The sequence below is a fragment of the Streptomyces sp. NPDC055239 genome, from assembly GCF_053606205.1.
The window spans coordinates 18,346-42,444 of the sequence record NZ_JBSGRD010000013.1 but is presented as its reverse complement, the minus strand read 5'-3'; the positions used below and the strand labels follow the sequence as shown (position 1 = coordinate 42,444).

Annotated in this window: 21 protein-coding genes, 5 pseudogenes and 1 riboswitch; of the genes and pseudogenes, 8 read left to right on the top strand and 18 right to left on the bottom strand. The window is 68.4% G+C overall.

What is annotated here, in order from left to right:
• The first annotated feature begins 320 nt into the window (after nt 1-320).
• Nucleotides 321-971 carry an aldehyde dehydrogenase family protein gene (locus ACWFRJ_RS33450; RefSeq protein WP_453539519.1) on the top strand — a complete coding sequence of 217 codons (651 nt, stop codon included), beginning with the start codon at nt 321-323 and terminating at the stop codon, nt 969-971.
• 61 nt (nt 972-1,032) lie between these two features.
• Here the strand turns inward: ACWFRJ_RS33450 and ACWFRJ_RS33445 are convergent, their stop codons facing one another.
• The 3 genes and pseudogenes from ACWFRJ_RS33445 to ACWFRJ_RS33435 all read right to left on the bottom strand — a co-directional run.
• Nucleotides 1,033-1,443 carry a hypothetical protein gene (locus ACWFRJ_RS33445; protein WP_453539516.1) on the bottom strand — a complete coding sequence of 137 codons (411 nt, stop codon included), beginning with the start codon at nt 1,441-1,443 and terminating at the stop codon, nt 1,033-1,035.
• A gap of 61 nt (nt 1,444-1,504) precedes the next feature.
• A complete protein-coding gene (locus tag ACWFRJ_RS33440; RefSeq protein ID WP_453539513.1) occupies nt 1,505-2,002 on the bottom strand; it encodes an alpha/beta hydrolase family protein in 498 nt (165 codons plus the stop codon).
• 374 nt (nt 2,003-2,376) lie between these two features.
• Nucleotides 2,377-2,715 (bottom strand): annotated as a pseudogene (locus tag ACWFRJ_RS33435) (transposase); the annotation flags it as partial.
• 170 nt (nt 2,716-2,885) lie between these two features.
• On the opposite strand from ACWFRJ_RS33435, the gene ACWFRJ_RS33430 reads away from it, so the two are divergent.
• Nucleotides 2,886-4,955 carry a phosphocholine-specific phospholipase C gene (locus tag ACWFRJ_RS33430; RefSeq protein ID WP_453539510.1) on the top strand — a complete coding sequence of 690 codons (2,070 nt, stop codon included), beginning with the start codon at nt 2,886-2,888 and terminating at the stop codon, nt 4,953-4,955.
• Nucleotides 4,956-5,077: 122 nt separating this feature from the next.
• The gene (locus ACWFRJ_RS33425; protein WP_453539507.1) at nt 5,078-5,701 is read left to right on the top strand and encodes a DUF4333 domain-containing protein; all 624 of its coding nucleotides are present in this window, start codon (nt 5,078-5,080) and stop codon (nt 5,699-5,701) included.
• A 25-nt stretch (nt 5,702-5,726) separates the two neighbouring features.
• Here ACWFRJ_RS33425 and ACWFRJ_RS33420 read toward each other — a convergent pair.
• The 5 genes and pseudogenes from ACWFRJ_RS33420 to ACWFRJ_RS33400 all read right to left on the bottom strand — a co-directional run.
• Nucleotides 5,727-5,876 (bottom strand): annotated as a pseudogene (locus tag ACWFRJ_RS33420) (PQQ-binding-like beta-propeller repeat protein); the annotation flags it as partial.
• A gap of 81 nt (nt 5,877-5,957) precedes the next feature.
• Nucleotides 5,958-6,203, bottom strand: coding sequence for a tetratricopeptide repeat protein (locus ACWFRJ_RS33415; RefSeq protein ID WP_453539504.1), 246 nt, complete (start codon nt 6,201-6,203; stop codon nt 5,958-5,960).
• Between the two features lie 251 nt (nt 6,204-6,454).
• Entirely contained in the window at nt 6,455-6,601 is a 147-nt protein-coding gene (locus ACWFRJ_RS33410; protein WP_453539501.1) for a hypothetical protein, read from the bottom strand.
• A gap of 63 nt (nt 6,602-6,664) precedes the next feature.
• Nucleotides 6,665-7,033 (bottom strand): VOC family protein, encoded by a 369-nt coding sequence (locus tag ACWFRJ_RS33405; RefSeq protein ID WP_453539498.1) that lies wholly within the window; start codon nt 7,031-7,033, stop codon nt 6,665-6,667.
• A 159-nt stretch (nt 7,034-7,192) separates the two neighbouring features.
• Nucleotides 7,193-8,239: an aldo/keto reductase gene (locus ACWFRJ_RS33400; protein ID WP_453539495.1), complete on the bottom strand. Its 1,047-nt coding sequence runs from the start codon at nt 8,237-8,239 to the stop codon at nt 7,193-7,195.
• A gap of 74 nt (nt 8,240-8,313) precedes the next feature.
• On the opposite strand from ACWFRJ_RS33400, the gene ACWFRJ_RS33395 reads away from it, so the two are divergent.
• Nucleotides 8,314-8,850, top strand: coding sequence for a TetR/AcrR family transcriptional regulator (locus ACWFRJ_RS33395; protein ID WP_453539492.1), 537 nt, complete (start codon nt 8,314-8,316; stop codon nt 8,848-8,850).
• A 303-nt stretch (nt 8,851-9,153) separates the two neighbouring features.
• On the opposite strand, the gene ACWFRJ_RS33390 is transcribed toward ACWFRJ_RS33395, so the two are convergent.
• The 6 genes from ACWFRJ_RS33390 to ACWFRJ_RS33365 all read right to left on the bottom strand — a co-directional run bounded on the left by ACWFRJ_RS33390 (nt 9,154) and on the right by ACWFRJ_RS33365 (nt 15,139).
• A complete protein-coding gene (locus tag ACWFRJ_RS33390; protein ID WP_453539489.1) occupies nt 9,154-10,548 on the bottom strand; it encodes a purine-cytosine permease family protein in 1,395 nt (464 codons plus the stop codon).
• Nucleotides 10,545-11,234, bottom strand: coding sequence for a thiaminase II (gene tenA, locus ACWFRJ_RS33385; protein WP_453539486.1), 690 nt, complete (start codon nt 11,232-11,234; stop codon nt 10,545-10,547). Before tenA ends, ACWFRJ_RS33390 begins: the two co-directional genes overlap by 4 nt.
• 5 nt (nt 11,235-11,239) lie before the next feature.
• Nucleotides 11,240-12,073, bottom strand: coding sequence for a bifunctional hydroxymethylpyrimidine kinase/phosphomethylpyrimidine kinase (gene thiD, locus ACWFRJ_RS33380; RefSeq protein ID WP_453539483.1), 834 nt, complete (start codon nt 12,071-12,073; stop codon nt 11,240-11,242).
• The gene (gene thiE / locus ACWFRJ_RS33375) at nt 12,070-12,708 is read right to left on the bottom strand and encodes a thiamine phosphate synthase (protein WP_453539480.1); all 639 of its coding nucleotides are present in this window, start codon (nt 12,706-12,708) and stop codon (nt 12,070-12,072) included. The genes thiD and thiE overlap by 4 nt, the downstream gene beginning before the upstream one ends.
• A 228-nt stretch (nt 12,709-12,936) precedes the next feature.
• Complete coding sequence (gene thiM, locus ACWFRJ_RS33370; RefSeq protein ID WP_453539477.1) at nt 12,937-13,713, bottom strand: hydroxyethylthiazole kinase; 777 nt, start codon at nt 13,711-13,713, stop codon at nt 12,937-12,939.
• Between the two features lie 47 nt (nt 13,714-13,760).
• Nucleotides 13,761-13,886, bottom strand: a riboswitch (TPP riboswitch).
• A 413-nt stretch (nt 13,887-14,299) separates the two neighbouring features.
• Nucleotides 14,300-15,139, bottom strand: coding sequence for a glycoside hydrolase family 19 protein (locus ACWFRJ_RS33365; RefSeq protein WP_453540231.1), 840 nt, complete (start codon nt 15,137-15,139; stop codon nt 14,300-14,302).
• A 632-nt stretch (nt 15,140-15,771) separates the two neighbouring features.
• On the opposite strand from ACWFRJ_RS33365, the gene ACWFRJ_RS33360 reads away from it, so the two are divergent.
• On the top strand, nt 15,772-16,932 hold the full coding sequence (locus ACWFRJ_RS33360; protein WP_453539474.1) for an alkaline phosphatase PhoX: 1,161 nt from the start codon (nt 15,772-15,774) through the stop codon (nt 16,930-16,932).
• Nucleotides 16,933-17,001: 69 nt separating this feature from the next.
• Nucleotides 17,002-17,310, top strand: a pseudogene (locus tag ACWFRJ_RS33355) (CHAT domain-containing protein); the annotation flags it as partial.
• A gap of 189 nt (nt 17,311-17,499) precedes the next feature.
• Here ACWFRJ_RS33355 and ACWFRJ_RS33350 read toward each other — a convergent pair.
• The gene (locus ACWFRJ_RS33350; protein WP_453539471.1) at nt 17,500-17,997 is read right to left on the bottom strand and encodes a DinB family protein; all 498 of its coding nucleotides are present in this window, start codon (nt 17,995-17,997) and stop codon (nt 17,500-17,502) included.
• 364 nt (nt 17,998-18,361) lie between these two features.
• Between ACWFRJ_RS33350 and ACWFRJ_RS33345 the strand changes: the two are divergent.
• Nucleotides 18,362-18,735 (top strand): annotated as a pseudogene (locus ACWFRJ_RS33345) (VOC family protein).
• A gap of 110 nt (nt 18,736-18,845) precedes the next feature.
• Here the strand turns inward: ACWFRJ_RS33345 and ACWFRJ_RS33340 are convergent.
• From ACWFRJ_RS33340 to ACWFRJ_RS33330, 3 genes and pseudogenes are all read right to left on the bottom strand, one after another.
• Nucleotides 18,846-19,095, bottom strand: a pseudogene (locus tag ACWFRJ_RS33340) (ISKra4 family transposase); the annotation flags it as partial.
• A 415-nt stretch (nt 19,096-19,510) separates the two neighbouring features.
• Nucleotides 19,511-20,806: a cation:proton antiporter gene (locus ACWFRJ_RS33335; protein ID WP_453539468.1), complete on the bottom strand. Its 1,296-nt coding sequence runs from the start codon at nt 20,804-20,806 to the stop codon at nt 19,511-19,513.
• Nucleotides 20,807-21,127: 321 nt separating this feature from the next.
• Nucleotides 21,128-22,333 carry a cytochrome P450 gene (locus ACWFRJ_RS33330; protein WP_453539465.1) on the bottom strand — a complete coding sequence of 402 codons (1,206 nt, stop codon included), beginning with the start codon at nt 22,331-22,333 and terminating at the stop codon, nt 21,128-21,130.
• Nucleotides 22,334-22,715: 382 nt separating this feature from the next.
• On the opposite strand from ACWFRJ_RS33330, the gene ACWFRJ_RS33325 reads away from it, so the two are divergent.
• Nucleotides 22,716-23,867 (top strand): glycine amidinotransferase, encoded by a 1,152-nt coding sequence (locus tag ACWFRJ_RS33325; RefSeq protein WP_453539462.1) that lies wholly within the window; start codon nt 22,716-22,718, stop codon nt 23,865-23,867.
• Nucleotides 23,868-24,099: the final 232 nt, after the last annotated feature.

The following is a 24,099-nucleotide window of genomic DNA, read 5'->3' as shown; positions in this document are numbered from 1 at the left end:
CAGGAGGAGGGCAAAAGAGCTGCGGATCCGGGCGACTGTCCGGACCCGCGGCCCGGGCCGGGCTCCCGGAGGGGGAGGGCGGGCCGGGAAGTCGGCCGCACATCAGGTTGCCGGGTTCTGCGGCATTGTCGCTGATCCAGAACTGGGTCCACAGGGCCGCGAACTCGGCGCGGGTGAGGCATCCGTCCCCGTCATGGCCGAGGCGGGGGAAGCTGTCACGCGTGTCGCGGGGATGGGTCTATCCAACCCCACTTGGACAGTTCGGCCGGAGTCTGCATTGCTGACATTGCCGGACGGAGTGATGAACCTGGTCCTGGGCGATGCTTGAACTCGGCGGCAAGGACGCGGTGGTGGTCGACGCGGGCATCGACGTCCAGAACACGGCGGAGGCTGTCGCCCACGGCGCCTTCCTCAACACCGGGCAGATCTGCGCCTCCATGGAGCGGATCTACATCCATCAGGATGTCGCCGAGGAGTTCACCGGGGCCCTGGTGGCCGCGGCGGAGACGTACGCTCCCGGTGAGGTGCTCGGCCCGCTGGTCGACGAGCGGCAGCGGGACATCGTGCGCCTACACGTCGCCGACGCAGTCGAGCGCGATGCCAAGGTGCGGACCGGGAGCGAGGAGCCGACCGGCAAGGGCTTCTTCCACCCGCCGACGGTGCTCACCGGCGTGGACGACACGATGCTGGTGATGACGGAGGAGACCTTCGGTCCGGTCGCGCCACGGCCTGGCCGCGACGGTCTACACCGACGACCCGGCACACGTCGACGCCGCAGCCCGGCTGCCTGTGGGCATCGTGTGGGTCAACCAGTGGCAGGGCGGCAGCCCCGAGATGGTCTGGGAACCGGCCGGCGACAGCGGTATGGGAGCCACCGGCGCGCACGCCGCCTACGACGCCGCCGCCCGCCCGCCCGACATCCGTCGTCGTCAACGGCGGCAGCGCGAAGTCGTCGGGCGGCCACAGCGTGAGCGTGGAACGAGCACCACGAACCCGCCCGTGCACTGGCGAGAAGGCGTGGGCGGAGTCCGATCAACAATCGGAGTCGGATCGATAGGCGCGGGCTCCGCTGTTGTTGCGGTTGGGGGACGCCGCGCTCAAGCGGCCAGTTGCAGGGTCCCGCTCCACCGCCGCCCAGAGCCCCTCGCCGCCGAGGCGGGCGTCCTCGCCGTCCACCTCGCGCCAGTCGAGTCCGGTGCCGTCCAGGACGGCAGGATCGAAGCGGCCGTCCGGGACGACGACGGTGGCCTGTCCCGGCTCGGAGTCGACCTGGGGCAGGTAGAAGTCGGCTGTGCTCACGGCCTCTTCAACACTCATGCCGAACGCGGCGTAGTTCAGCAGTGCTTGCAGTGTGCGTTGATGCAGGCCCGTGCCCATCGAGGCGAAGCCGAGCACCGGCTCGTCGCCCTTGAACAGCACGCCTGTCCCGGTCGGCGCGGGCATGCGATTGCCTGGTCCGGTCCGCGCGACTACGGGGTGTTTTCTACGTCGCGGCGGCGCACCGTCAGGCCCTTCGACCGCCCAGGTGGCGGGCGAGGAAGCGTTCCAGCAGGTAGTGGATCTCGACGAGGTTCTCAGGTTTCTGGAAGCGGTGGCCCTCGTCTTCCTTGACCAGGTACTCGACCTCCACTCCGCGGCCGCGCAGCGCCTTCACCATGAGGTCCGACTCCGCCTGCACCACGCGCACGTCGTTGGCGCCCTGCACCACCATCAACGGGGTACGGACCTGGTTCACCTTGGTGATGGGCGAACGGGCCCGCATGTCGGCCTCCTGCTCGGGGACGTCGGGGTCGCCGACGTAGGCGAGGAAGTTGTTGCCGATCAGGCTCCGAGCGAACGTGGGCAGCGTACGTATGAAGTTGGCCAGGTCGGAGATGCCGCACAGGTTGACTGCTGCGGCGAACACGTCAGGGGTGAAGGTGATGCCGACCAGTGCCGAATAGCCGCCGTAGGAACTTCCGCAGATCGCGACGCGGTCGCGGTCGGCGTGGCCCTGATTCACACTTGGCTGAGCTTCAACGAGTACACGGACGCGGACGCTATGAAATCCGGCAGCCCGTCGGCTTCTCCCTGCTGGGGATGGTTTGATCTAATTGACGGTGCTTCAATACGTTCCATGTTGTGCCATGGGGGACCCTTATCGGGGCACTCAGCGCCATCGCAGGAGCCGCGGTTGCCGGTGGCTTCACCTTGATGCACGAGCGACGCCAACTTCGGGAACAGCGACGAACCGGCCGGCTCGAACCACGACGCGCGGCCTACACGGCATTCTTGTTCGCATGCCATGACACTGATGTCGCCCTTCAGAAAGCTTGGGACGCAACTCCGAGCGCAAACCGCACCACGGACGGCACCGACGCCACTTCCGTTGTGCCCGGCCCGTAGCTGGTCGGCGGTGACGGCCGCGGCATCGTCGACAGGCCCCAGCCGGACCACGTCCAGGGCCTGCGTCCACGAAGTACGGTCCGGCGTCAGCGTGACGATGAACGAGTACGGCCAGCCTGGAATGATCTGCGCGGCCTCCCGAGAACGGCCATGGACGTGGCAGAACAGCCGCTCCGGCGAGCAGGCCGTGTCCGAGCGCAGCCACGGGGAGACGTCTACGGCGAGCACGATCCGATTGCCGAATCGCGGCATCGGCAGAGAAACCAGCAGGTCACGCAGGGGTGGGGCCGCGCTGACACGGTGTCCGGGCACGTATTCGCTTGTCCACAAAAGGGAATACGGGCAGGTGAATGCAGGGAGCAGGCGGGCATGGTTCGTTCTTTTTCCGACCAAAGAGGATGTAGCGCCACTTAGTCGACACAAGGCTTCCGCGATAGCTGTGACCTTGGCAGACTTCGCGCGTCTCTGCTGTCTCGCGCATCCTTATGAGGTCTTCAGCCATGCCCGAACTCAATCGGCGCCGCTTCCTTCAAATAACGGGAGCAACTGCGGGCTTTGCGGCCCTCTCCAGCAGTATCGACCGGGCCGCGGCGATCCCGGCGGCGCGCCGTACCGGTTCCCTCAAGGACGTCGAACACATCGTGGTCCTTATGCAGGAGAACCGCTCCTTCGACCAGTACTTCGGCGCGATGAAGGGGGTACGCGGCCACGGCGACCCCCGTCCCGTGACGCTCCCGAACGGAAAGTCCGTCTTCCACCAGCCCAAGGAACCGGGCTCCGCGACCGAAGTGCTGCCCTACCGGGCGGACGACGAGGACCTCGGCATGAAGTTCCTCGCGGGCCTCGACCACAGCTGGAACGGCAGCCACAAGGCGCTCAACGACGGCGCGTACGACGGCTGGATCGCCGCCAAGTCCGAGGAGACGATGGCGTACATGACCCGGGACGACATCCCGTTCTTCTACGCCCTCGCGGATAAGTTCACCGTGTGCGACGCCTACCACTGCTCGTACATCGGCAACACCGAACCCAACCGCTACTACATGTGGACGGGCTACCAGGGCGGCGACGAAACCGGCATTGGGGGCCAGGTCGTCTCCGGCGACAAGCCGGGCAACGTCGGCACCAGCTACCCCGAGCGGCTTGAGGAGGCCGGGGTCTCCTGGAAGTACTACCAGGACATCGGCAACGGCCTGAACGGCGAAGGTGAATGGGGCTGGACCGAGGACGCCTACATCGGGTGCTACGGCTGCAACACGCTGCTCTACAACGAGAACTTCCGCAAGGCGAAGCCGGGTGACGCACTGTACGAGAAGGCGCGGCGCGGCACCGAGATCAAGAAGAGCGGTGAGCTGCTCGACGACCTGCGCGCCGACGTTCGTGCGGGCAAGCTGCCCCAGATCTCGTACATCACTGCGCCCGAGGCGTTCGACGAGCACCCCAACTGGCCGACGAACTACGGCGCCTGGTACATCGCGCAGGTACTGGATGTGCTGACCTCCAATCCGGAGGTGTGGAGCCGGACGGCTCTGTTCATCACCTACGACGAGAACGACGGCTACTTCGACCACGTGGTCCCGCCCTACGTGCCCGCCACGACGGAGCAGGGCGACGCGACGATGGATACCTCCGCCGACTACTACAAGGGCGACTCCGAGAACCAGGCCGGCCCCTACGGTCTGGGTCCGCGCGTGCCGATGCTCGTCGTCTCGCCGTGGTCGACCGGAGGCTACGTGTGCTCGGAGACCTTCGACCACACCTCGATCATCCGCTTCATGGAGCAGCGCTTCGGCGTCCACGAGCCCAAGATCTCACCGTGGCGCCGCGCCGTCTGCGGTGACCTCACGTCGGCCTTCGACTTCTCGCTCAAGCACACCGGCCGCCCCGGACTCCCGGACGTCGATGCCTACGAGCCCACCGACAACGACCGCCACGACTCCTACGTCCCGGTGCGCCCCGACACCCCGCAGGCGCTCAAGCAGGAGAAGGGCGCACGCCCCACCCGGCCGCTGCCCTATGCCCCGCTGGTCGACAGCGAACTGGACGCCGCGAAGGGCGAGGTGAAGCTGACGTTCGGCGGCGGCAGGAAGGCCGGCGCGCATTTCCACGTGACCTCCGGCAACCGCACGGACGGCCCCTGGGTGTACTCGACCGCCGCCGGTAGGACGCTGTCGGCCACCTGGTCGACGGAACGGACCGACGACGCGTACGACCTCACGGTCCACGGGCCCAACGGGTTCCTGCGTACCTTCCAGGGCAAGGCGAAGGAGGCGGGGCCCGAGGTCACCGCGCGGCACCTGGCCCACAGCGGCGGCATCGAGTTGGCGATCACCAACTCCGGCTCTTCCAAGGTGACCCTGCGCCTCACCAACGGATACGGCGGACGCAGCGAGAAGCTCACGGTGCGTCCGGGCGCGAAGCTCACCCACACTGTCAGTCTTGCCCGTACCAAACGCTGGTACGACCTGCGGATCCTCGCCGAAGGCGACGACACATACCTGCGCCGCCTGGCCGGGCACGTCGAGACCGGCAGGCCGGGCGTGAGCGACCCGGCCATCGCCACCGCCTGACCGGCCCGGCCCCCCCGGGCCCTCTCGGGCCCGGCCGCCTGCCTCGGATGCCGGGCCTCCGGACGCGGATGATAAGTTCCCCCGTCCAGATGCCTGGCACACGCACTTGTCCGGGGGGACCAATGCAGCAGGCAGCACGGAGCCGGATGGTGGCCGGGACGGCGGTGGGTGTGCTGACGGCACTGCTCTGTGTGGGGTGCTCGGCCGAGATTGGCGGCTCCACGGCCGTGAGCAAGGACGAGGTCGCGGAGAAGGGCTCGGCCGCCCTGGGCAAGAAGATCGGCCGGGAGCCCGACGACGTCACCTGCGAGAAGGACCTCAAGGCCGAGGTCGGCGCGACCGTACGCTGCGACCTGACCGCGAACGGCGAGAAGCAGGGCATGACGGTCACCGCGAAGTCGGTCGACGGCGGCAACGTCAAGATGGACTTCAAGGTCGACGATGCCCCCGGCGCCGGCGACTCCGCCGAGCCCACCGACTCCGCGAGCACCGGTGCCGGTGGCGACGCGCAGTCGGTGGACAAGGCGGAGGTCGCCCGCCAGGGCAAGGCGGCCCTGGCGGCGCAGGTGGGTCGGGAGCCCGACGCATTCACCTGCCCCCAGGACCTGCCGGCCCAGGTGAAGGCAGTCATCCGCTGCGAACTGACCGCGGAGGGCCAGCGGTACGGCGTGACGGTCACTGCGGCGTCGGTCGTCAACGGCAAGGTCGACATGGACTTCAAGGTGGACACCACCCCGAAGAGCTGAGCCCCGAGGACGAAGGGCGTAACCGCTACACGGGCAGCGCGTGCAGCTTCTTGCCGTGCAGGGCGACGGCGTGCGTGCCCTCCGTGGCCACCAGTCATGCACGATGGCCACCGGACTTGTCGTTGAACGTCCAGCGCACGGTACCGGTCTTCGCGTCGACGGCGATGACACCGCCGCACGACCTGATCACTCGGCAGTATCCGAGGTCAGAAGTGTGAAGCCATTCTGAAGCACTACGGGTTCGAGGGGATCTTGCTCATCCCTCCTCTGCTTGCCTCTCCTCGTCGAGCAGTAGTCGCAGGTTGACCGCGGCGGCAGCGTTTCCGGCGTTCGCGGCTCGGCGGAACAGACGTACGGCTTCGTCGGCCCGCCCGACCCGAGCAAGCAAGTTGCCGAGGTTGGCGGTGGCGTTGGTATTTCCGGCGTCTGCAGCTAGACAGTAGAACCCTTCGGCTTCCTGGATTCGACCGGCTTTGTCGAGCAGGAGACCGAGGTTGTACACGGCGCCGGGGTGTCCGGCCTCCGCAGCTCGGCGGAGCATCTACTCGGCTTCGTCGGTCAGCCCGGCTTGGGCGAGCAGGACTCCGAGGTTGTCTGCGGCGTCTCTGTCCCCGGCCTCTGCGGCTTGGCGGTAGAGCTGTTCGGCCTCATTCTGTTCGCCCGGTTTCGGCAAGCAGATAGCCGACATCCACCGCACTGCTCTGGGACGCTGATGGTACTGAGCACGGACGCTCCATATGTACGGACCCGGCGTCACCACTCTTCCCGCTCAAGCACCGGCACATCAGCTTCCTGGGCCGCTGCCTGTTCAGGGTCAAGGCCAGCGGCCCCGGCCAGGGCCTGCGCCCCTTCCGTGCCCCAGAGGACGTCGAGGACGATGAGGACTGACGGTCGGCGCACCAGACCTGTCGTGCCGTTCGTCGAAATGGCGCCGCCGTGTTGGCTTCATGCTCGGTTTCAGGGTCAGGCCGAGCGGAGACAGAAGGGGTGTCCGGCCGGGCTGGCATACACCCGGGAGCCCTGCTGTGCTGAGGCGACGACATCGTCTGTCGGCCGCAGCCGTCGGCCGCCAGCGTCAAGCACGCTCTTGTCCGCAGTCCCCGCGTCGTCCGTAGTGAGGTCGAAGTGCATCTGGGGGGAGGCGCCTTCGAGCCACTGCGGTGGCACATGCTGCGGAGCGTGCTGGATCACGATCACGGGGAAGCCGTCGATCTGCAGAAAACTGTGCGTTGCCGTCCTCGTGATCGAGCCGCCGAGAAGCCGGTGCCAGAACGAACTCTCGCTCTCCAGGTCCGCGGCGTCCACGATCAGTGATGTCAGGGTGAAGTTCATGGTGTCTCTCCTCGATTCTTGTGTGGGGATGCGGCTCAGACCGCGGGAATGATGCCGCCCTTGACCCGGAACCGAGTAGCTGGTGCAGATCTTCAAGGCGCCCTCGGCGAAGGTGGTGCCGCGAACGAAGTGGAGGGTGCGACATAAGTCCTGTGATGGTCACGCGACGGGAACGGTGAGAGGTTCGAGAAGTGTGCGATCGCCGTCGAAGCCGTGTTCCAGGGCGGCCGCGACGTCCTCGTGCGGGGTTCCCATGCGGACTGCGCTGATCTGGTCCAGATGCTGGTAGTGCTGGTCGCTGAGTTCGAGTTGGAGCGACCGCAGGTAGTCCTCCAACTGTGTCAGGGTGCGGGGGCCGACGATCGGGATCATGGCGGTGTGGGCTTGTGCGGCTCGGCGGCGGAGCCAGGCCAGGGCGACCTGGATGGGGCTTGTGCCGTTCTCGTCGGCGATTGCGAGTACGGAGTCCACGACGGCGGTGCGCTGCGCGCTGCCCTCGATCGTGTCGCCGCGAGCGCTCAACCGGCCCTGTTCGCCCTGTCGGTACTTGCCGGTGAGCAGTCCTCCGGCAAGAGGTGAGTAGAGGAACGCGCCCAGGCCGTGTGCCTGCGCCATCGGCAGCAGTTCCCGTTCGGCGGAGCGTTCGGCCAGGCTGTACTGGGTCTGGATGCCGACCAACGGGGCCAGGCCCTGGACGTCCGCCTGCACTGCGGCGCCGGCGACCCGCCAGGCGGGGAAGTTGGACAGGGCGCCGTGAAGGACCTTGCCGGAGCGGATCAGGTCGTCGAACCCGGCCAGGATCTCCTCGATCGGGGTGGTTCCGTCGGGGAAGTGCGGCATGAAGACATCTACGTAGTCGGTGTCGAGTCGGCGCAGGCTCGCCTCCAGAGAGCGGACCATGGTCTTGCGGCTGTTGCCGGTGGTGCCCGGGCGGGGATGCTGCTGCCGCGTTCCGCTGTACTTGGTGATGACGACAAAGTCGTCCCGTTGGCCGCCGAGCAGTCCGCCGAGCATGGTTTCGGCTTGTCCGCCCTGGTAGAGGTTGGAGGTATCGAACGTGGTGCCGCCTGCGGCGACGAAAGCCTCGAAGATCTGCCGCGAGCCCTCAGGGCCGGCGCCGGTGTTCGAGGTACTGAAGTTCGCCGTCCCGAGTGCGTACTCCGACACGCGCAGTCCGGTCAGTCGGCCAAAGGTCCGGTAGCGCATGAAAGCTCCTGGTGTGCGGTGGTGCGGTAGGCTCATCCACCGTAGCAAAGAAAAACGAGGGGTCACTCTTTTTTATGCCGAAGGTAAGTCAGGAATACATGGACGCCCGCCGTCGGCAGATCGTGGACGCCGCCCGGGCCCGGTTCACCAGTCACGGTTTCGCCCGCACGTCCATGGCCGACATCGTCACCGAGTCCGGACTCTCCAACGGGGCCATCTACCGCTACTTCACCAGCAAGGACGACATCGTCGTCGCAGTCTGCGAACAGGGCGGCGAAGCCCTGCCGAAGGCGCTCACCGTCGAGGCTGTCGCGGGCTTCCTCGAACACGTACGCGCCCGTGCGCGCGAGACAGGCCACGCCCGGTTGGTAGCCCAGATCTACGCCGAAGCAGCGGTGTCGCCGCAGCTGGCGGCCGTCGTCCGACAGCAGCTCGCCGCCATGAGGGCCACGGTGGCCGAATTGGTGCCTGACCATCGAAGGCAGTACGCCGAGCAGATCGCCGAAGGGTTCGCGGCCGTCTGCATCAGCTACAGCCAGCAACTAGCCATCCGTGGCGACCTGGACCCCGCGCCCTTCACTGCAGCATTGATGGCAATCATCAACGGATAGCCGTGACGTCCTGGCCTGGTCGTCTCCCTGATCGGCCTGGACGCGGCCTACGGCGCGCCGTAGGCACCGGATTCTCGGCGGCCACGTCCAGGTCCTGGCTGAGTCGGTCGACCGGACCGTGGGGCGAGAAGGAGGGCATCTTTCGGTCTCAGTGTGTTCCTAGATCAGCCCCCGCGGGCGCGTTGGGTGGCCGCCACACGTCGCCTGCCCCGGTTGCCGGATGGCATCGGGTGGGGCGGCCGTGCATGCGGCGGCGTGCCCCGAGGTGTCCCTGGCCGGTAGCACCCGTGGTGCTACGTGTCACTACCCGGGGTGCCGCCCGGGCGAAGTTGAAACGTGTCGGCGCCTGTGGCCCACGGCGAGGGTGGTGAGGGCAGCTACCGCGAAGGAGAGCAGGGAGGCGCTCATCCAAGGCTGGACGGTGAAGCCTACGGCGTCCTGCAGCCAGGCCCAGAAGTCGGACCAGCCGGCGATGTTCGTCGGTGCGATCAGTTGGTAGGTGGCGAAGCCGAGTGCCCAGGGCAGCAGCATGATCCGGCGGGTGGGGGCCTGTTCGGAGACGTCCCAGGTGCGGTGGCCGCCGAGGACGAAGAAGTCCACGACGAGGACGGCGAACATCGGGATGAAGACCGCGCCGATCAGGTAGAGGAAGCTGGCGTAGCTGTCCATGTTCACCAGAAGGGCGAGGGCGGTGGCCAGGGTGCCGCTGATCAGGCACAGGACGCGGCGGTCGGCCCGGGGCAGCAGGTTCTGGGCGGAGACGGCGGTGGAGTAGACGTTGGCGAAGGACTGGTCGACCTCGCGCAGGACCAGGACACCGAAGCAGATCACGCCGACGCTGGTGGCGGTGAAAGGGTCGAAGACCTTGTACGGGTCGGTGGTGTCGAACGCGATCATGGCGAGGGCGGCCACGCCGAGGACCGAGCCCGCGACGCCCGCGAGGGTCTGGCCGATGACCAGGCCGCCGAATGCCTCCTTCTCGCTGCGGGAGTGCCGCGAGTAGTCGGCGACCAACGGCAGCCAGGAGATTGACACGGCGATCACGCTGTCGGTGGCGAACCAGAAGTCCTTCCATGAGCCGCCCTCCATCGGAATGCCGCGGCCGGCCAGGTCCCAGCCCAGGTAGCAGATGGCCAGGACGACGGCGATGGTGACGTAGCGGCGGATGAGGCGCAGGGCGCCGAGCGGGCGCAGGGTGAGCGCTGTCGTCACCGCGCCCGCGACGAGTACGTACAGCCAGCCGGGTCCTGGCTCGCCGAAGGCCTGGCGGGCCAGGATCTTCAGGCCGGTGGAGATGACCACCAGCTCGAAGACGGCCCAGCCGACCATCTGCAGCACGTTGAGGACGGTGGGCAGGTAGGACGCCTTCGCGCCGAACAGGCCGCGCAGCAGGACCATCGAGGGCGCGCCGGTACGGGCCCCGGTGATGGCGGCGAGGCCCAGGGCGAGGGTGCCGATCAGGGTGCCGACGACGGACGCGGTGACGGCCGCGGCGAACGACAGGGTCGGACTGCCGGTGCCAAGGGGGTCGAGGACGACCAGCATGCCGCTGAAGCCGAGCAGGCTGACGCCCAGGTTGGCCCAGAAGGTGCCTTGGTCCAGGCCGCTGAGGACCTTGGGTGTGGGCTGGTCGAGGGTGAGGGGCGCCTCGTTCGCCGGGCCCGGTCCCGGGGTGGTGGGTTCGGTGGTGGTCGTCACTTCGCGGGCTCCGAAACCTGGACAGGAGCGGCGCCGACGGGCCAGGACTCCATGCGCCAGGCGGCGTCCCAGAACATCCACTCCCAGGTGGACGCGGTGGTGAAGACCGTACGCATCCGTGCGCGGGTGGCCGGGTCGGCCTGGTCCGCAAGCCGGTTGACGATCTGCCGGGCGTGTTCGGTGGCGGCTTCGAACTCCTCGTCGGCGTACGTGCCGATCCAGTCGCCGTAGGGGTGGGTGGAAAGGTCGCCGGTCACATCGAGGAGCGCCCGGCCCACCTCGGCGTAGATCCAGAAGCAGGGCAGGACCGCGGCGGCCAGCTCCGGATAGCCCTGGGTGTGAGCCACGGAGAGCAGGTAGGAGGTGTATCCGGTGCCGGTGGGGGAGGGCGTCCAGGCGTCGACGTCGACGACGTTGCTCTCGTGCAGGGAGCTTTCGACCACCACGGCGTCGTGGGCGGACTTCGCGAAGAACGCGATGTCCTGGGGCCGGTCCGCCTTCGCGGCGGCGCTGGCCAGCGCGCGGGCATAGCCGCGCAGGTAGTGGGCGTCCTGGGCCAGGTAGTAGACGAACTTCTCCCGGTCCAGGGTGCCGTCGCCGAGGGCAATGACGAACGGCAGCTTGTCGATGGCCGCACGTATCTCGGCCGTGGCCGTCCACAGCTCGTCGCAGAACGTGTTGGTCATGGGGCTCAGCTCCAGTACTGGTGGAAGTGGTGGACGGGTCCGTGGCCGCGGCCGATGTGCAGGGTGTCGGCCGCGCGCAGGGCCCCGGTCAGGTACGCCTTCGCGGCACTGACGGTGGTGTGCCAGTCGTCGTGCTGCGGGCGCAGGGCGGCGATCGCGGCGGAGAGGGTGCAGCCGGTGCCATGGGTGTTGCGCGTGTTGACGCGAGGTGCGGACAGCTCGGTGACGCCCGCGGCACCGGCGCCTGTGGCGTGCGTGGCGTCGACGAGGATGTCCACGGATTGTGTGTCGTGCGTGTGGTGGCCGCCCTTGAGGAGGACGCGCCGGGCGCCGGTTTCGAGGAGTGCGTGGGCCTGCTCGATGGCTTCTGCGCGGTTGGTTGCGGCGGCGGTGCCCAGGAGGTCGCCGGCCTCGGGGAGGTTGGGGGTGATGAGGTCGGCGAGAGGCAGGAGACGCTCGCGCAGCACCGTCACCGCATCGGTCTCGAGGAGGCGGTGGCCGCTGGTCGAGACCATGACGGGGTCGAGGACGACGCACCGGGGGCGGTGCCGCTCCAGGGCTTCTGCGACGGCTGCGGCGATGGCGGCGTCGGCCAGCATTCCGATCTTGACGGCGTCCACCGGGACGTCGGCGAACAGCGTGTCGAGCTGCTCGGTGACGAACGCCGGGGGAACGGCATGGATGCCGGTGACGCCCAAAGTGTTCTGTGCGGTCAGGGCGGTCAGAACTGCTGTTCCGTAGGCGCCGTTGGCGGAGAACGCCTTCAAGTCCGCTTGTATCCCGGCGCCGCCGGAGGGGTCGCTGGCAGCGATGGTGAGGGCGATGGGCGGGCTGGTCACGCGGGGATCTCCTGTCGCAGGGTGCGTACGAGGGAATGGGCTGCGGCCTCGGGGTCGGGCTGCCCGCAGACCGCGCTGACGACAGCGATCCCGGCCACGCCGCTTCTCATGACCGCGGCGGCCTCGGACACGCCGATCCCGCCTATGGCCACGCAGGGCAGCGTGCTCTCCCTCACGATCCGGGCCAGGCCGCCCAGACCGAGCGGGGCGTCCGCGTCCGGCTTGGTGGACTGCGCGAACACCGGACCGACACCGAGGTGGTCGACGGCGTCCGGCACGTGCGCCAGCTGCTCGGGACGGCTGACGGACAGGCCGATGTGCGCATGGGGACCGAGCTGGCGCCGGGCGCTCTCGGGGGAGACGTCCCGCTGCCCGAGGTGGACGCCGTCCGCGTCCAACCAGACCGCCACGTCCAGACGATCGTTGACGATCAAGGGGAGCCCCGTGCCCGCGAGTTCGGCCTGGATCGCCCGGCCGAGCGAGAACAGCGTGCGGGCGTCCGCGTCCGGATCGCGCAACTGGACGGCGGTCACGCCGCCCTTGACAGCCGCCGCAACGGTAGGGCCGACACCGCGGCGGCCGCAGAGCCTGGTGTCGGTCACGAGATACAGGGACAGGTCCAGAGGAGGTCGCATGGGTTACTCCTTGGGGGCTCCCGGCCGGGGAAAGGCGTGGGAAACGCATCGGAGGTACGGGGGAAGGCAGGCCCTGCCGTGCAGGGACCGTGAGTTGTTCACAGGGGCGAGAGGGGGGACAGGGCAGCCCGACTCGGTGTTGGGGCCGCCGCCCCGGGGCGGGCGGGCATGGTGCAGTGGGTGGCGTCCGGGCCACTGCTCACGCAGGACCCCGCAGTACGCGCATGCTCAGCGCAGGCTGAGAGCCTCGGCGAGCCGCTCAGGGCTGAGCTCGTACAGCGCGTCGATCAGGGCGACCGCGAACGTGCCGGGCCCCGCAGAGCGGGTGGCGGCGTCCTCCGCGGCCACGGTGAGCAGACCGGTCGCGGCGGTGGCGGCCAGCAGCGCGTCGCCGGTGACGGCTGTGCAGGCGGCCACCAGGGCGCCGAGTGAGCAGCCCGTTCCCGTCACCAGAGTCAGCAGCGGGTGCCCGTTGGCCAGGCGCACCACTCGCGTCCCGTCCGTGAGAACGTCCTGGGGACCGCTCACCGCGACCGCGCAGCCGTAGCGCCGGGCCAGCGCGCCCGCCGCGGCCAGCGCCGCCTCGGGGGCGTCCGTGCTGTCCACGCCGCGCCCGCCCGTGCCGCCGTCCAGTGCCAGGATCTCGGAAGCATTGCCGCGAACGACCGCTGGGGGTGCGCTCTCCAGCAGTTCGTGGGCGAGCTCGGTGCGCCAGGGCAGCGGGCCGACCGCCACCGGGTCGAGCACCCATGGCTGTCCGGCCCCGGCCGCTTCTGTGACCGCGACGCGCATCGCCGCCGCCGTCACGGACGTCACCGTTCCCAGGTTGACCAGGACACCCCCGGCCACCCGGGCCAGCGCTCCGGCCTCCTCCGCGCTGTGCACCATCGCGGGGGCAGCCCCCGCCGCGAGCAGCACGTTCGCGGTGAACTGCGACACCACGACGTTGGTCAGGCAGTGCACAAGGGGTGCGGAGGTCCGCAGAGACGCGATCACATTCGCCACGGCATCACGGGAAACGGCAGTGCCGTGCCGGGCAGGTATGGAGGCAGTATCCATCGTCAACACTCTTCCTACGCCGGCATTACCCGGTCCAGGTTCATGCGGTCGGCGGAAAGGGGAGCAAGTCCCGTCCGCCCTCTCAGCCCGGCTACTCCCGAGCTCCCGCGGTGGTCGCTACGCAATGTACCTCCTTCGGGAACGGGAGTTCGCACTCGGGTACCTCACGAAACGACGCGGATCTGTTGGCGGAACCGACGGGGGATCCTCTGGCCACCAGGGCTCGACCTGTCCGCATCGGCTGATGCCGCAAGCGGCGTGGTGGAGGGCCGCGCCCGGGTGCTGGACCTCCTGCGACACCGCATCGCCACCTGGACCGGTGCTTGCCTACGTGCCCCGGAGAGAAGGAGCGGCGCCTGGCGCGTGCTGGGGAATGGGTGTCACCGAGTTCGCGGCCGAGTGGGCCCGGCATCCGGTGTTCCGTTCTGGCTGCTGCCACCGGAGCAGGGCGCGACGCGCGGAGCCGGACGGACCTGATACGGGATCAGGGCCGCCCGACCGTCGTGCGCGGAGAAGGAGCGGAGAAGGAAGGTCAGCAGCTCAGGTTGGAGCCCGGCGTGGTGCCGAGGACCTGGGTGAACTGCTTGTAGCGGTCGACCCGGCTCTGGACCTGGCCGGGGTTGCCGCCGTTGCACTCCAGGCTGCCGTTGATGGCGCGGATGGTCTCACCGAAACCGCGGCTGTTGACCATGGCGTTGTGCGGCGTCATGGTGCCCGGACCCGACTGCGTGTTCCAGTACCAAAGACCGGTCTTCCAGGCGACCGCCGGGTCGCGCTCCACCAGGTAGGGGTTGCGCAGGAGATCGATGCCGAGCGCGTCGCCCGCGGCCTTGTAGTTGAAGTTCCAGCTGAGCTGGATCGGACCGCGGCCGTAGTACGCGGCCTGTCCCGCGGGGCAGCCGTAGGGCTGGTTGGCGTCGCAGTAGTGCGGGTAGTTGGCCTGGTTCTGCTCGACGATGTGGACCAGACCGCCGGTCTCGTGGTGGACGTTGGCGAGGAACGCCGCCGCCTCCTGGCGCTTGATGGTGTCGCTGCCGGTGTTGGCGAAGGCCGGGTACGCCTTGAGTGCGTCGGTCAGGCCCTTGTATGTGTAGAATGAGTTCCGGCCCGGGAACATCTGGTTGAACTGCGCCTCGCTGACCACGAAGCCTGACGGGTCGGGGTTGCCCGGGTCGGTGCCACCGCCGCAGGTGCCCGCGTCCGTCCAGACGTCGGTGCGGCCCGGCGTCTCGTTCTGGGTCCACCACTTGGCGGTCCAGTTGTGCCCGTTGTACGAGGCGGTGTTGCCGCCCGTGTAGACGGAGGAGGAGTTCCAGGGGGTTGCGCACGCGGCGGCGGACGCCGTGGCGGCGGCCGGGCCAAGGACGATCATCGCGCAGAGCGCACCTAACGCTGCTGCGAAACTGATGAGACGTTTGATCACGCGGCATCTCCTATCGGGCGGGCTGGAGGCTGGCTGCACTCCGCCACGGGGGTGTCGGTGACTCAAGCGAAATGGTCTGGACCTGTCAAGGTCTGGACCAATTTTGGTGTACGGCTGACCTGAATTCGCCGCGCACCGCCGCCCGCACAGAACGGAGCACGGTGAACGAGGAAATCGCTTTCTCACGTCCTGAACCGGCACGTGGCGCTCGGGTGTGGCGGCGGCCGGGACGGCGTCCGTGATCGGCTCCCGGGCGCGCAACCAGCCGGGCCGGTCGGGTTCAATACGGGGTTCGTCGTCCCCGCCGGCGGCGATCCCGCTGTCGTCCGTGAGGGTACGGGCGGCCGCGTCGAGGAACGCGCGGGGCACCGAGATCAGCCGTGCCGCCGTCAAGGTCGATCACCGGCGAGGCGGCAGGTTCGGGCAAAGGGTGCGGCGCAACAGGCCTACAGCAGACGTTTCCACGTCATCGATTGTTGATGCACCGTCAATCCGGGTCTCTTAGGTTCCGCAAGCGCCCCTCGCGACCCCGCCGCCCGACCGGTGCGGCAGGGACGGTCACGAACCCCTGGAGTGATCAAGTGGAACGTCGTAGTTTCCTGCGTGGAGCAGTCGTCGGCGGCACGGCAGCGGCATTCGGGTACACGCTCATGCAGGGCGCGGCCTACGCCGCGCCGGCGCAGAAAGGCCCCGGCCCGTACGGCGCGCTCGGCGCGGCAGACTCCAACGGCATCCAGCTGCCCGGCGGCTTCACCAGCCGGGTGATCGCCCGATCCGGCCAGAAGGTCGGCTCCACCACCTACACCTGGCACGACGCCCCCGACGGCGGTGCCTGTTTCGCCGACGGCACGGGCTGGATCTACGTCTCCAACTCGGAGATTTCCTCCACCGGCGGCGCGGGCGCGATCAAACTCAACTCGGCCGGCTCCGTCACCGGCTCGTATCGGATCCTGTCCAACACCAATCGCAACTGCGCCGGCGGGGCGACCCCCTGGAACACCTGGCTGTCCTGCGAGGAGGTCAGCACCGGCTACGTCTACGAAACCGACCCGTGGGGCGTGAACGCCGCCGTGCGCCGCGATGCCATGGGCCGCTTCAACCACGAGGCGGCGGCCGCCGACCCGGTCCGCAAGGTGATCTACCTGACCGAGGACGCGTCGGACGGCTGCTTCTACCGGTTCGTCCCGTCCACATGGGGCAACCTGTCGGCGGGCACGCTCCAGGTCCTCAAAGCCGGAACAGCCGCCTCCGGCAGCTTCACCTGGGCGACCGTGCCCGACCCGGACGGCTCGCCCACCCCCACCCGCGACCAGGTCTCCGGCGCCAAGCTGTTCAACGGCGGAGAGGGCTGCCACTACGCCAACGACACCGTCTGGTTCACCACCAAGGGCGATGGCCGCGTCTGGCAGCTCAACGTGGCTGCCAGCACCTATGAGCTGGCCTATGACGACTCCCTGGTCGTCGGTGGCGGAGCCCCGCTGACCGGCGTCGACAACGTCACCGGCTCGTCCTCCGGCGACCTTTACGTCGCGGAAGACGGCGGGAACATGGAGATCTGCGTCATCACGCCGGACGACGTGGTCGCGACGTTCCTGCGGATCACCGGCCAGTCCTCCTCAGAGATCTGCGGCCCGGCCTTCTCTCCGGACGGCAAGCGCCTGTACTTCTCCAGCCAGCGTGGTACGAGCGGCAGCTCGTCCGGCGGCATCACCTACGAAGTCACAGGCCCCTTCCGCAACTGACCGCCCCTCTGCCACGAGCCGCGCCCGCCCGCCGCAACGCACCCCGCCGCCAACACCCTCACGCTTGCGCAGGGCCGACTCGCCTATCTGTCCGCCTGCAGCACCGCCGCCACCGCGGCCGACTTGCTGCTCGACGAGGCCATTCATCTCACCTCAGCGTTCCAGCTCACTGGTTTCCCGCACGTCATCGGCACGTTGTGGGCGGTGAACGACAGCGCCGACCTCCGGGTCGCCGTGGCCTTCTACGGTCATCTCTACGAATCCGACACCGGCCCAGATGACGCGGCCCTTGCCCTGGACAAGGCCCTCCGGGAGCAGCGCGATCGTTACCCGCGGCTGGTCAGCACCTGGGCCGCTCATCTGCACACCGGCGTCTGACCACTCCGAGCGGTATTCAGCAGGAGTTCCCGCCCGGGCCCCCGAAGAACAAGTAGCTGCCCCAGTCGGAACCTGAGTTGTTCGTGCCGTGCTCTTGGCCAGCACGGTCTTACTGATCGTTTCAGAATGAATTGAGCTCTGGACCTCGCCTCCGACGATCTTGGTGGGCGTAGCGGAGTGACTTGCCCGTCAAGGGAGGACCAACCTCTGCCTGCCGTCGATGAGTTCGCGCACGGCGTCCAAGTGGCCGGCGTGGGTGGCGGTCTCGGTGATCACGTGCAGGATGACCTCGCGCAGGTTGTCCAGGCGCCAGTTACCGAAGAAGTCCGGCCACCAGCTCGGAGCCGCCTCCAGGTCGGCGCCGGCAAGGAAGGCGTCGGCGAGCTCCCCTTCCTTGCGGTAGAGAGCGAAGACCTCCTCAGCTGTCTTCTCCGGGGCGGGCTGCCACGCGTTCCCCCCGGACCCGAGGATCTCTTCGATCGCTGCTTGCTCCCCGGCAGCAACCGCGCGGAACCAGAACTTCTCGTCGTCCAGAGCGAGATGGTGCACCAGCCCAAGGCATGTCCAGCCGGACGGTAGAACCGGGCGCCGCAGCGCCTCCTCGTCCAGGCCCTCCAAGATGCCCAGGACGTGCTTGCGCTTGCTGTTCAGGACGCCGAGTAGAGTCGTCAGTTCAGTGTCAGCCATGGGCCGGACCCTATGCGGCCCCACTGACACCGGCTCACTGAGCGTTTCAAGATGCCGTTCGGAGTCGTCGGAGGCAGACGATGCCACAGGCGAGTTCGAGGAGGCCGTGGTGGAGGTCGGCGCGCCGCCCGGTCCTGTTGTCGCTGGCCCTGGCCGCGCGCCATCGCGAGTGGGCCAAGCCCGTCCAAGAGAGCGAATCGGAAGATGCGGCGGACCGCCAGGGTAGGAGCGAGAGCGTTCCTTGGACGCGGAAGTCTCGACTGTTTGCCGGGGGTGTAGCTCCTCTGGAGGGATGGTCGCGAAGCAGGCGGGCGGCGGCTTCTGGGTGGGCATCGCGAAGTCCAATGATCGGCGCGGAGGTGCGATGTCCCCGCAGATGAAGTTGAGTGCGATAACACTCGACTGCCCTGATCCGCTGGCCCTGGTGGCGTTCTATCAGCGGGTCACCGACCTCGAACTCCACCCGAAATCCGATGCCGACCTCGCCGGTCTCAACGGGGGGATGGTCTCTTGATCGGCTTCCAGCGCGTCGATGACTACCGGGCTCCGAGCTGGCCCGATCAGACCGTCCCCCAGCAGCTTCACATCTGCTTCAAGGTCGACGAAGAGCTGGACGAGGCTCAGGCCCGGTTGCTGGAGCTGGGCGCGAGCAAGCCGGATCGTCAGCCGCATAATGAGGCCAGGGCGCGGGTCCTCATCGATCCTGTTGGGCATCCCTTCTGCGTGGTCAGGGAGTGATGGACGCCGTCGCGTCTGTTGGCGGCCGCAGGCAGGTCTGCGGCGCCTGTCAGCAGAGTGCGGGCATGAAGATCAGGCGGCGAGGGTGATCCGGCCGGGGCAAGGCCCCCGTAGATGCGGTGGTGTTCGCGGGCGAGGTGGTAGCGCCAGTAGGCGTCGAAGTCGCCGTTGTCGTGGAGGGCGCGGAGTTTGAGGATGGCTTCGGCTCCGGTCAGGCCAGCGGGGGTCGGTGATCTCCAGGCGGTCGCCGATGAGGTGGCGGCAGGCGCCCTCGAGTGCACCGGTCGCGATCGGCCAGCCGCGGGCGAGGGCGGTGTCGTAGTGGAGTTGGGCGAGGTGGCCGGTGAGGTAGCGGATGCAGGCGCGCTCGACGGCGGAGCCGATCCAGCCTGCGTCGTGGCACGTCTTGATCAACGCGTCCAAGTGCACGTTGTCCGGGGACCTGTATCCGAGCAGTGATGCATCACGTTCTTGGACCACGTGAACCAGGACGCCTTCGAGGAGGCTGCCGAGCATGATGATGGCGGCCACGTGGGCGTTAGGCGGGCTCACTCATGATGTGTGACTGACTCATCGATGTGTTCGGCCGTCCGTAATTCAGGCGTAGTCCCAGCATCGGCGGCGCAGGCCGCCGCCGTTATTCGGTAGTCACGCCGGGGCGATCGTTTGTGACTGCGGCATCGAGCGCACCGATGAAACTCGACGCGTTCCGACGGGCGGGAGGTGGTGCGCGTTCATCGGAGAGACGTGCGGGGCCGCTTTCCGGCCGGCATGTCTATGCGGCGGGGGCTGTTCTGCCTTCGCGTGTGGTGCTGCGCTCGGCGGCCTGAACGGAGGGGTCGGTACCGGCACCGGTGATGTCGCCGGTGGTGGGCCGCCCCAGCAGCCAGTTCAGCAGCGGACCGGTCATCGCGGTCGTCACTACGGCCATGACGACCATGAGCGAGTAGAGCTCCTGGCGGAGAAAGCCAAGTTGGAGTCCCACGTTCAGCACGATGAGTTCGGTGAGTCCACGGGTGTTCATGAGCGTGGCCAGCGCGGCTGACTGCCGCACCGGCATCCGGTTCAGGCGGGCGGCTGCGAACGCGCCTGCGAACTTGCCGCCCACGGCCACCAACAGGATGAGCGCGAGATCCCCGAGCATGCTCGCATCGAGCCCGGAGAGATCGACCTGCAGCCCGGTGACCAAAAAGAACAACGGCAGCAGCAGGATGCCGGTCATCTGGCCCAGGCGGTCGTGCACCTCGCGACGGAGTCCTTCGGTGCCGGTGCGCGGGAGCACGACGCCGAAGAGGAACGCGCCGAAGATGTAGTGCAGGCCCATCCACTCGGTTGCGGCGGCCGACAGCAGCAGGCCCGCCACAACGCAGCCGAAGACGGTCGGTGTGAGCCGCAGCGAGGGCCGGCCGTCGGCCATGCGGCGTAGTGCGGGGCGCAGCAGGAAGAGCATGCCGAGCAGGTAGGGGATCGTGAGCAGGATCCGCCACTGGTCGGTACCCGCCGCACCACTGAGTGCGACCACACCGGCGAGCAGGGACCAGGCGAGGACGTCGTCGATGGAGGCGCAGGCCAGGGCCACGGCGCCCAGCGAGGTACGGGCCATGCCCCGGTCGGTCAGGATGCGGGCGAGCACCGGGAACGCGGTGATCGACATGGCGATGCCCATGAAGAGCATGAACGCCGTCCTGTCGCCGGTGCCGTGGTCGTGCACCAGGTGGAGCCCCAGGAGAGCGCCCAGGCCGAAGGGCAGCACGATCGAGCCGACCGAGACCCAAGGGGCGATGCCTCCGCTCTCGCGGATCAGGCCCGCATCCCAGTCCAGTCCGACGATGAACATGAAGATGGCGACACCGACCGCTGCCAGGGCGCCGAGCAGGGGTCGTATCGAGTCGGGCAGGAGGGCGTCGGATATCGCTCCGTGGAAAAGGGTGGGTCCCAGGGCGATGCCGGCGATGACCTCACCGAGCACCGCAGGCTGGCCCAGACGTCTGGCCAGGGCCCCGAGCAGCCGCGCCAGGACCACCATGATGGCCAGGCCGACAAGGAGTGAAGTGGTCTGCTGGGTGGTCACGCGATCTGTGTCCGTCCGTGAGGTTCTGATCGGCGGCCCGGGGCACCGCACGCGGCCGGGGCGTGCGTGAACCGGTGGGCGCTTGGCCGTGCGGCGGGAATCAGGCGTGGGAAGCGTGGCAGCGGCAGGGGCGAGTGCCGTCCCCGGACGTGAGGCGCCGTCGCACGAGGAACCGGCACCGCCTCGTCAAGTCGGCACCGCCACCTTCGAAGCGCGGGCCGGGCGCGGCGCGTGCGACGGTTCACGGCGACGTCTTCGCTGTGGGCGCGCGCTCGCTCCCGGACCCGATGCGGCGCTCGACGTCCAAGCGGCCCGCACGGTTCACACGTCCCACGTGACCGGAAGGCTCTTCACCCCGTGGATGTCGGACAGCTCCGTGCGCATGACGATGTCCTCGGCCGGTACGGCGAGCCGCAGTGAGGGGAAACGGGCGAGCAGCGCGGGGAAACCGACGCGCATCTCGACACGCGCCAGTTGCTGGCCCAGGCACTGGTGGATGCCGTGCCCGAAGGCCACGTGCCCGCCACCCTCCCGCTGGAAGTCGAGCACATGCGGGTCGGCGAAGCGCTCGGGGTCACGGTTCGCCGTGTTGTAGGACAGGATGAGCGACGAGCCGGCCCTGACGGTCCGGCCGCCGAGGCGGACGTCCTCCAGCGCCGTCCGCATGAAGGTCTTGCCGACGCTGAGGTAGCGCAGCAGTTCCTCCACGGCCCGGTCCGTGAGCCCGGGGTCTGCACGCAGCGCGGCGAGCTGCGCGGGGTGGCGCAGCAGCGCGAACGTGCCGAGCGCCAGCATGTTCGCCGTGGTGTCGAGGCCGGCCGCGAGCAGTACCAGCGCCATGCCCTGCAGTTCCTCGTCGGTGAGGCCGCTGCCGGTGAGCTCACTGAGCACGTCGTCGGTAGGGTGCGCGCGCTTCGCGGCCACCAGCTCACCCAGGCGGTGCCGGGTCGTGGTGTAGGCGGCGACCGCGTCCTCGTCCTGCGCCTCGGCGTCCATGAACGCCTCGAACTGCGCCTGGAAGGAGGCCCGGTCGGCGTGCGGAACGCCGAGGAGCTCACAGATCATGATGGCCGGGACCGGATTGGCGAACGCGCTCACGAGATCCGCGGGAGGGCCGGACTCCTCCATGGCGTCCAGGTGTTCGGCGGTGATCTGCTCCACGCGCTCGGTGAGCAGCCGCATCCGACGCACGGTGAACTTGCCCATCAGCGGCTTCCGGTAGCGGCTGTGCTGCGGGTCGTCCATGAGGAGGAACTCGCCCGGCGGCACCGGCGGCAGCTCCAGGCCTCCGTAGTCGACCGTCGGATGACGCATCAACTCCCGCCGCGAACTGAACCGCGGGTCGGAAAGTACCGACTTGATCAGGTCGTACCCCGTCACCAGCCAGCCGACGTGTCCGCCGGGGAACGTGTAGCGGCTGAGGGGGCCGTGGCGCTGGGCTTCGAGCAGCTCCGCCGGAGGGTCGAAGGGGCAGTCGGGCCGCCGCGACGTGGGCAGTGTGGAGACGGTGTGCAGCGGGTCACCCATGACCCTTCCTCATCTCGCGAGAGAACGAATTCGACAAAGCCCGGAATATACGGCTCGTGGGGAGCGAATATCAACAGAGGGCCCGCATCAAGGCTGGCGTGGGATGCAATCCTCCACCCGCCCCGCACGCCTTTCTATCCGGCGGGCCGCGGGACTGTCCACCCCTGACCTTCCTTATTCTCGACACCGTTCCCGAGATGTATGCGTAATCCCAGGTGCTCAATATTTGACACTTGGTGTCGCACCGGCAGGCGAAAAGGGATTCCGTGCCGTAACGGCGGAACTCGCCGATGCCTGCGGCGGCCCGGGCCGAGTGATGATCAGAGGGCCGCTACGAAGTTCGCGGCCGGCCGGCCACCCCGACGAGTAGGCGGTTCACTGCATGCTTCTGAACAGTTTTGATGAGTGGTCGCGACTGCGTGAGGTCGTCGTCGGATCCGCCGAGAACTACGTCTCGCACGAGCGGGAACTCTCGTTCGATCTCTTCTTCCACGACAATCTCGCTGCGGACAACCCCGGCCGGTCCGAGTGGTATTACCCCCGGCTGTCCGCGCGGAGCGGGGACTCCGACCGGCAGCGGCTGCCGGTGGCCCGGCGCTATGTCGACGAGCTGAACGAGGACCTCGAAGGTCTTGCCGGCACCCTGCGCGGCCTCGGCGTCACCGTCCACCGCCCCCGCGCCCTGCCCGCCGAGACCGCCGAGGTCACCACCCCGGCCTGGTCCGCCTCCGTCGTGCCGCCGCTCAACATCCGCGACAACACGCTCGTCCTCGGCGACGAGATCATCGAGACACCCCCGATGATCCGCTCCCGCTACTTCGAGACCCAGTTGCTGAAACCGCTGTTCCAGGAGTACTTCCGGCGCGGCTGCCGCTGGACCACCATGCCCCGCCCGCTGATGACGGACGCTTCCTTCGACCTGTCCTACGTGCGAACCGCGACCGTCGGCGGACCGACCGAGCCCATCGGGGAGCCCCGGCCCTCACCCTGGGACGTCGGTCTGGAGATGATGTTCGACGCTGCCCAGTGCCTCCGGCTCGGCCGGGACATCGTCGCGAACGTCTCGACGGAGAACCACGAACTCGCGGTCACGTGGCTGGAGCGCCACCTGGAAGGCCGGTTCCGTGTCCATCGGGTCCACCGGCTGAGCGACAGTCACATCGACAGCATGGTGCTCGCCCTGCGCCCCGGCCTGCTGCTCGTTCGCTCAGAGGCGGTCGCCGACGCCCTGCCGCCCGCTCTGCGCCGCTGGGACCGGATCGTCGCCCCCACCCCCACGCAGAACAGCTTTCCGCGGTACGACGACGACGCGCTCATCCTGACCAGCCCCTTCATCGACCTGAACGTACTGTCCGTCGACCCGGAGACCGTCCTGGTCAACGAGTCGAGCCCGGAGCTGATCCGGACGCTGGAGCAGGCGAAGTTCACCGTCGTGCCGGTACGGCACCGGCACCGCCGCCTCTTCGGCGGCGGGTTCCACTGCTTCACCCTCGACACCGTGCGGGACGGCGGGCCCGAGGACTACCTCGACTGAGCGGCCGGCCTGCCACGCCCGTCGGCAATCCCGCCTTTCCGCGTGCAGGGAGAAGCGGTGCGCCACGACGCGACGAATTTTATCGCCCGGAGATGTAACGGCGGAGTTCGCCGATGGTCCCGCACCTGCCGGGTGAAAGCGTGGGACGCTCGTAGGGCGTGCTGCTCGTATTCTTCCGTAACCCGATTTCGGGGGAATGCATGCAGGTTTTCATTCTGTTTATCGGCCCCCT

Coding starts and splice junctions, on each gene's coding strand:
- ACWFRJ_RS33450 (WP_453539519.1), top strand. CDS start 321: ATGCTTGAACTCGGCGGCAAGGACGCGGTGGTGGTCGACGCGGGCATC.
- ACWFRJ_RS33445 (WP_453539516.1), bottom strand. CDS start 1,443: ATGCCCGCGCCGACCGGGACAGGCGTGCTGTTCAAGGGCGACGAGCCG.
- ACWFRJ_RS33430 (WP_453539510.1), top strand. CDS start 2,886: ATGCCCGAACTCAATCGGCGCCGCTTCCTTCAAATAACGGGAGCAACT.
- ACWFRJ_RS33425 (WP_453539507.1), top strand. CDS start 5,078: ATGCAGCAGGCAGCACGGAGCCGGATGGTGGCCGGGACGGCGGTGGGT.
- ACWFRJ_RS33405 (WP_453539498.1), bottom strand. CDS start 7,033: ATGAACTTCACCCTGACATCACTGATCGTGGACGCCGCGGACCTGGAG.
- ACWFRJ_RS33400 (WP_453539495.1), bottom strand. CDS start 8,239: ATGCGCTACCGGACCTTTGGCCGACTGACCGGACTGCGCGTGTCGGAG.
- ACWFRJ_RS33395 (WP_453539492.1), top strand. CDS start 8,314: ATGCCGAAGGTAAGTCAGGAATACATGGACGCCCGCCGTCGGCAGATC.
- tenA (WP_453539486.1), bottom strand. CDS start 11,234: ATGACCAACACGTTCTGCGACGAGCTGTGGACGGCCACGGCCGAGATA.
- thiE (WP_453539480.1), bottom strand. CDS start 12,708: ATGCGACCTCCTCTGGACCTGTCCCTGTATCTCGTGACCGACACCAGG.
- ACWFRJ_RS33365 (WP_453540231.1), bottom strand. CDS start 15,139: ATGATCGTCCTTGGCCCGGCCGCCGCCACGGCGTCCGCCGCCGCGTGC.
- ACWFRJ_RS33350 (WP_453539471.1), bottom strand. CDS start 17,997: ATGGCTGACACTGAACTGACGACTCTACTCGGCGTCCTGAACAGCAAG.
- ACWFRJ_RS33330 (WP_453539465.1), bottom strand. CDS start 22,333: ATGGGTGACCCGCTGCACACCGTCTCCACACTGCCCACGTCGCGGCGG.
- ACWFRJ_RS33325 (WP_453539462.1), top strand. CDS start 22,716: ATGCTTCTGAACAGTTTTGATGAGTGGTCGCGACTGCGTGAGGTCGTC.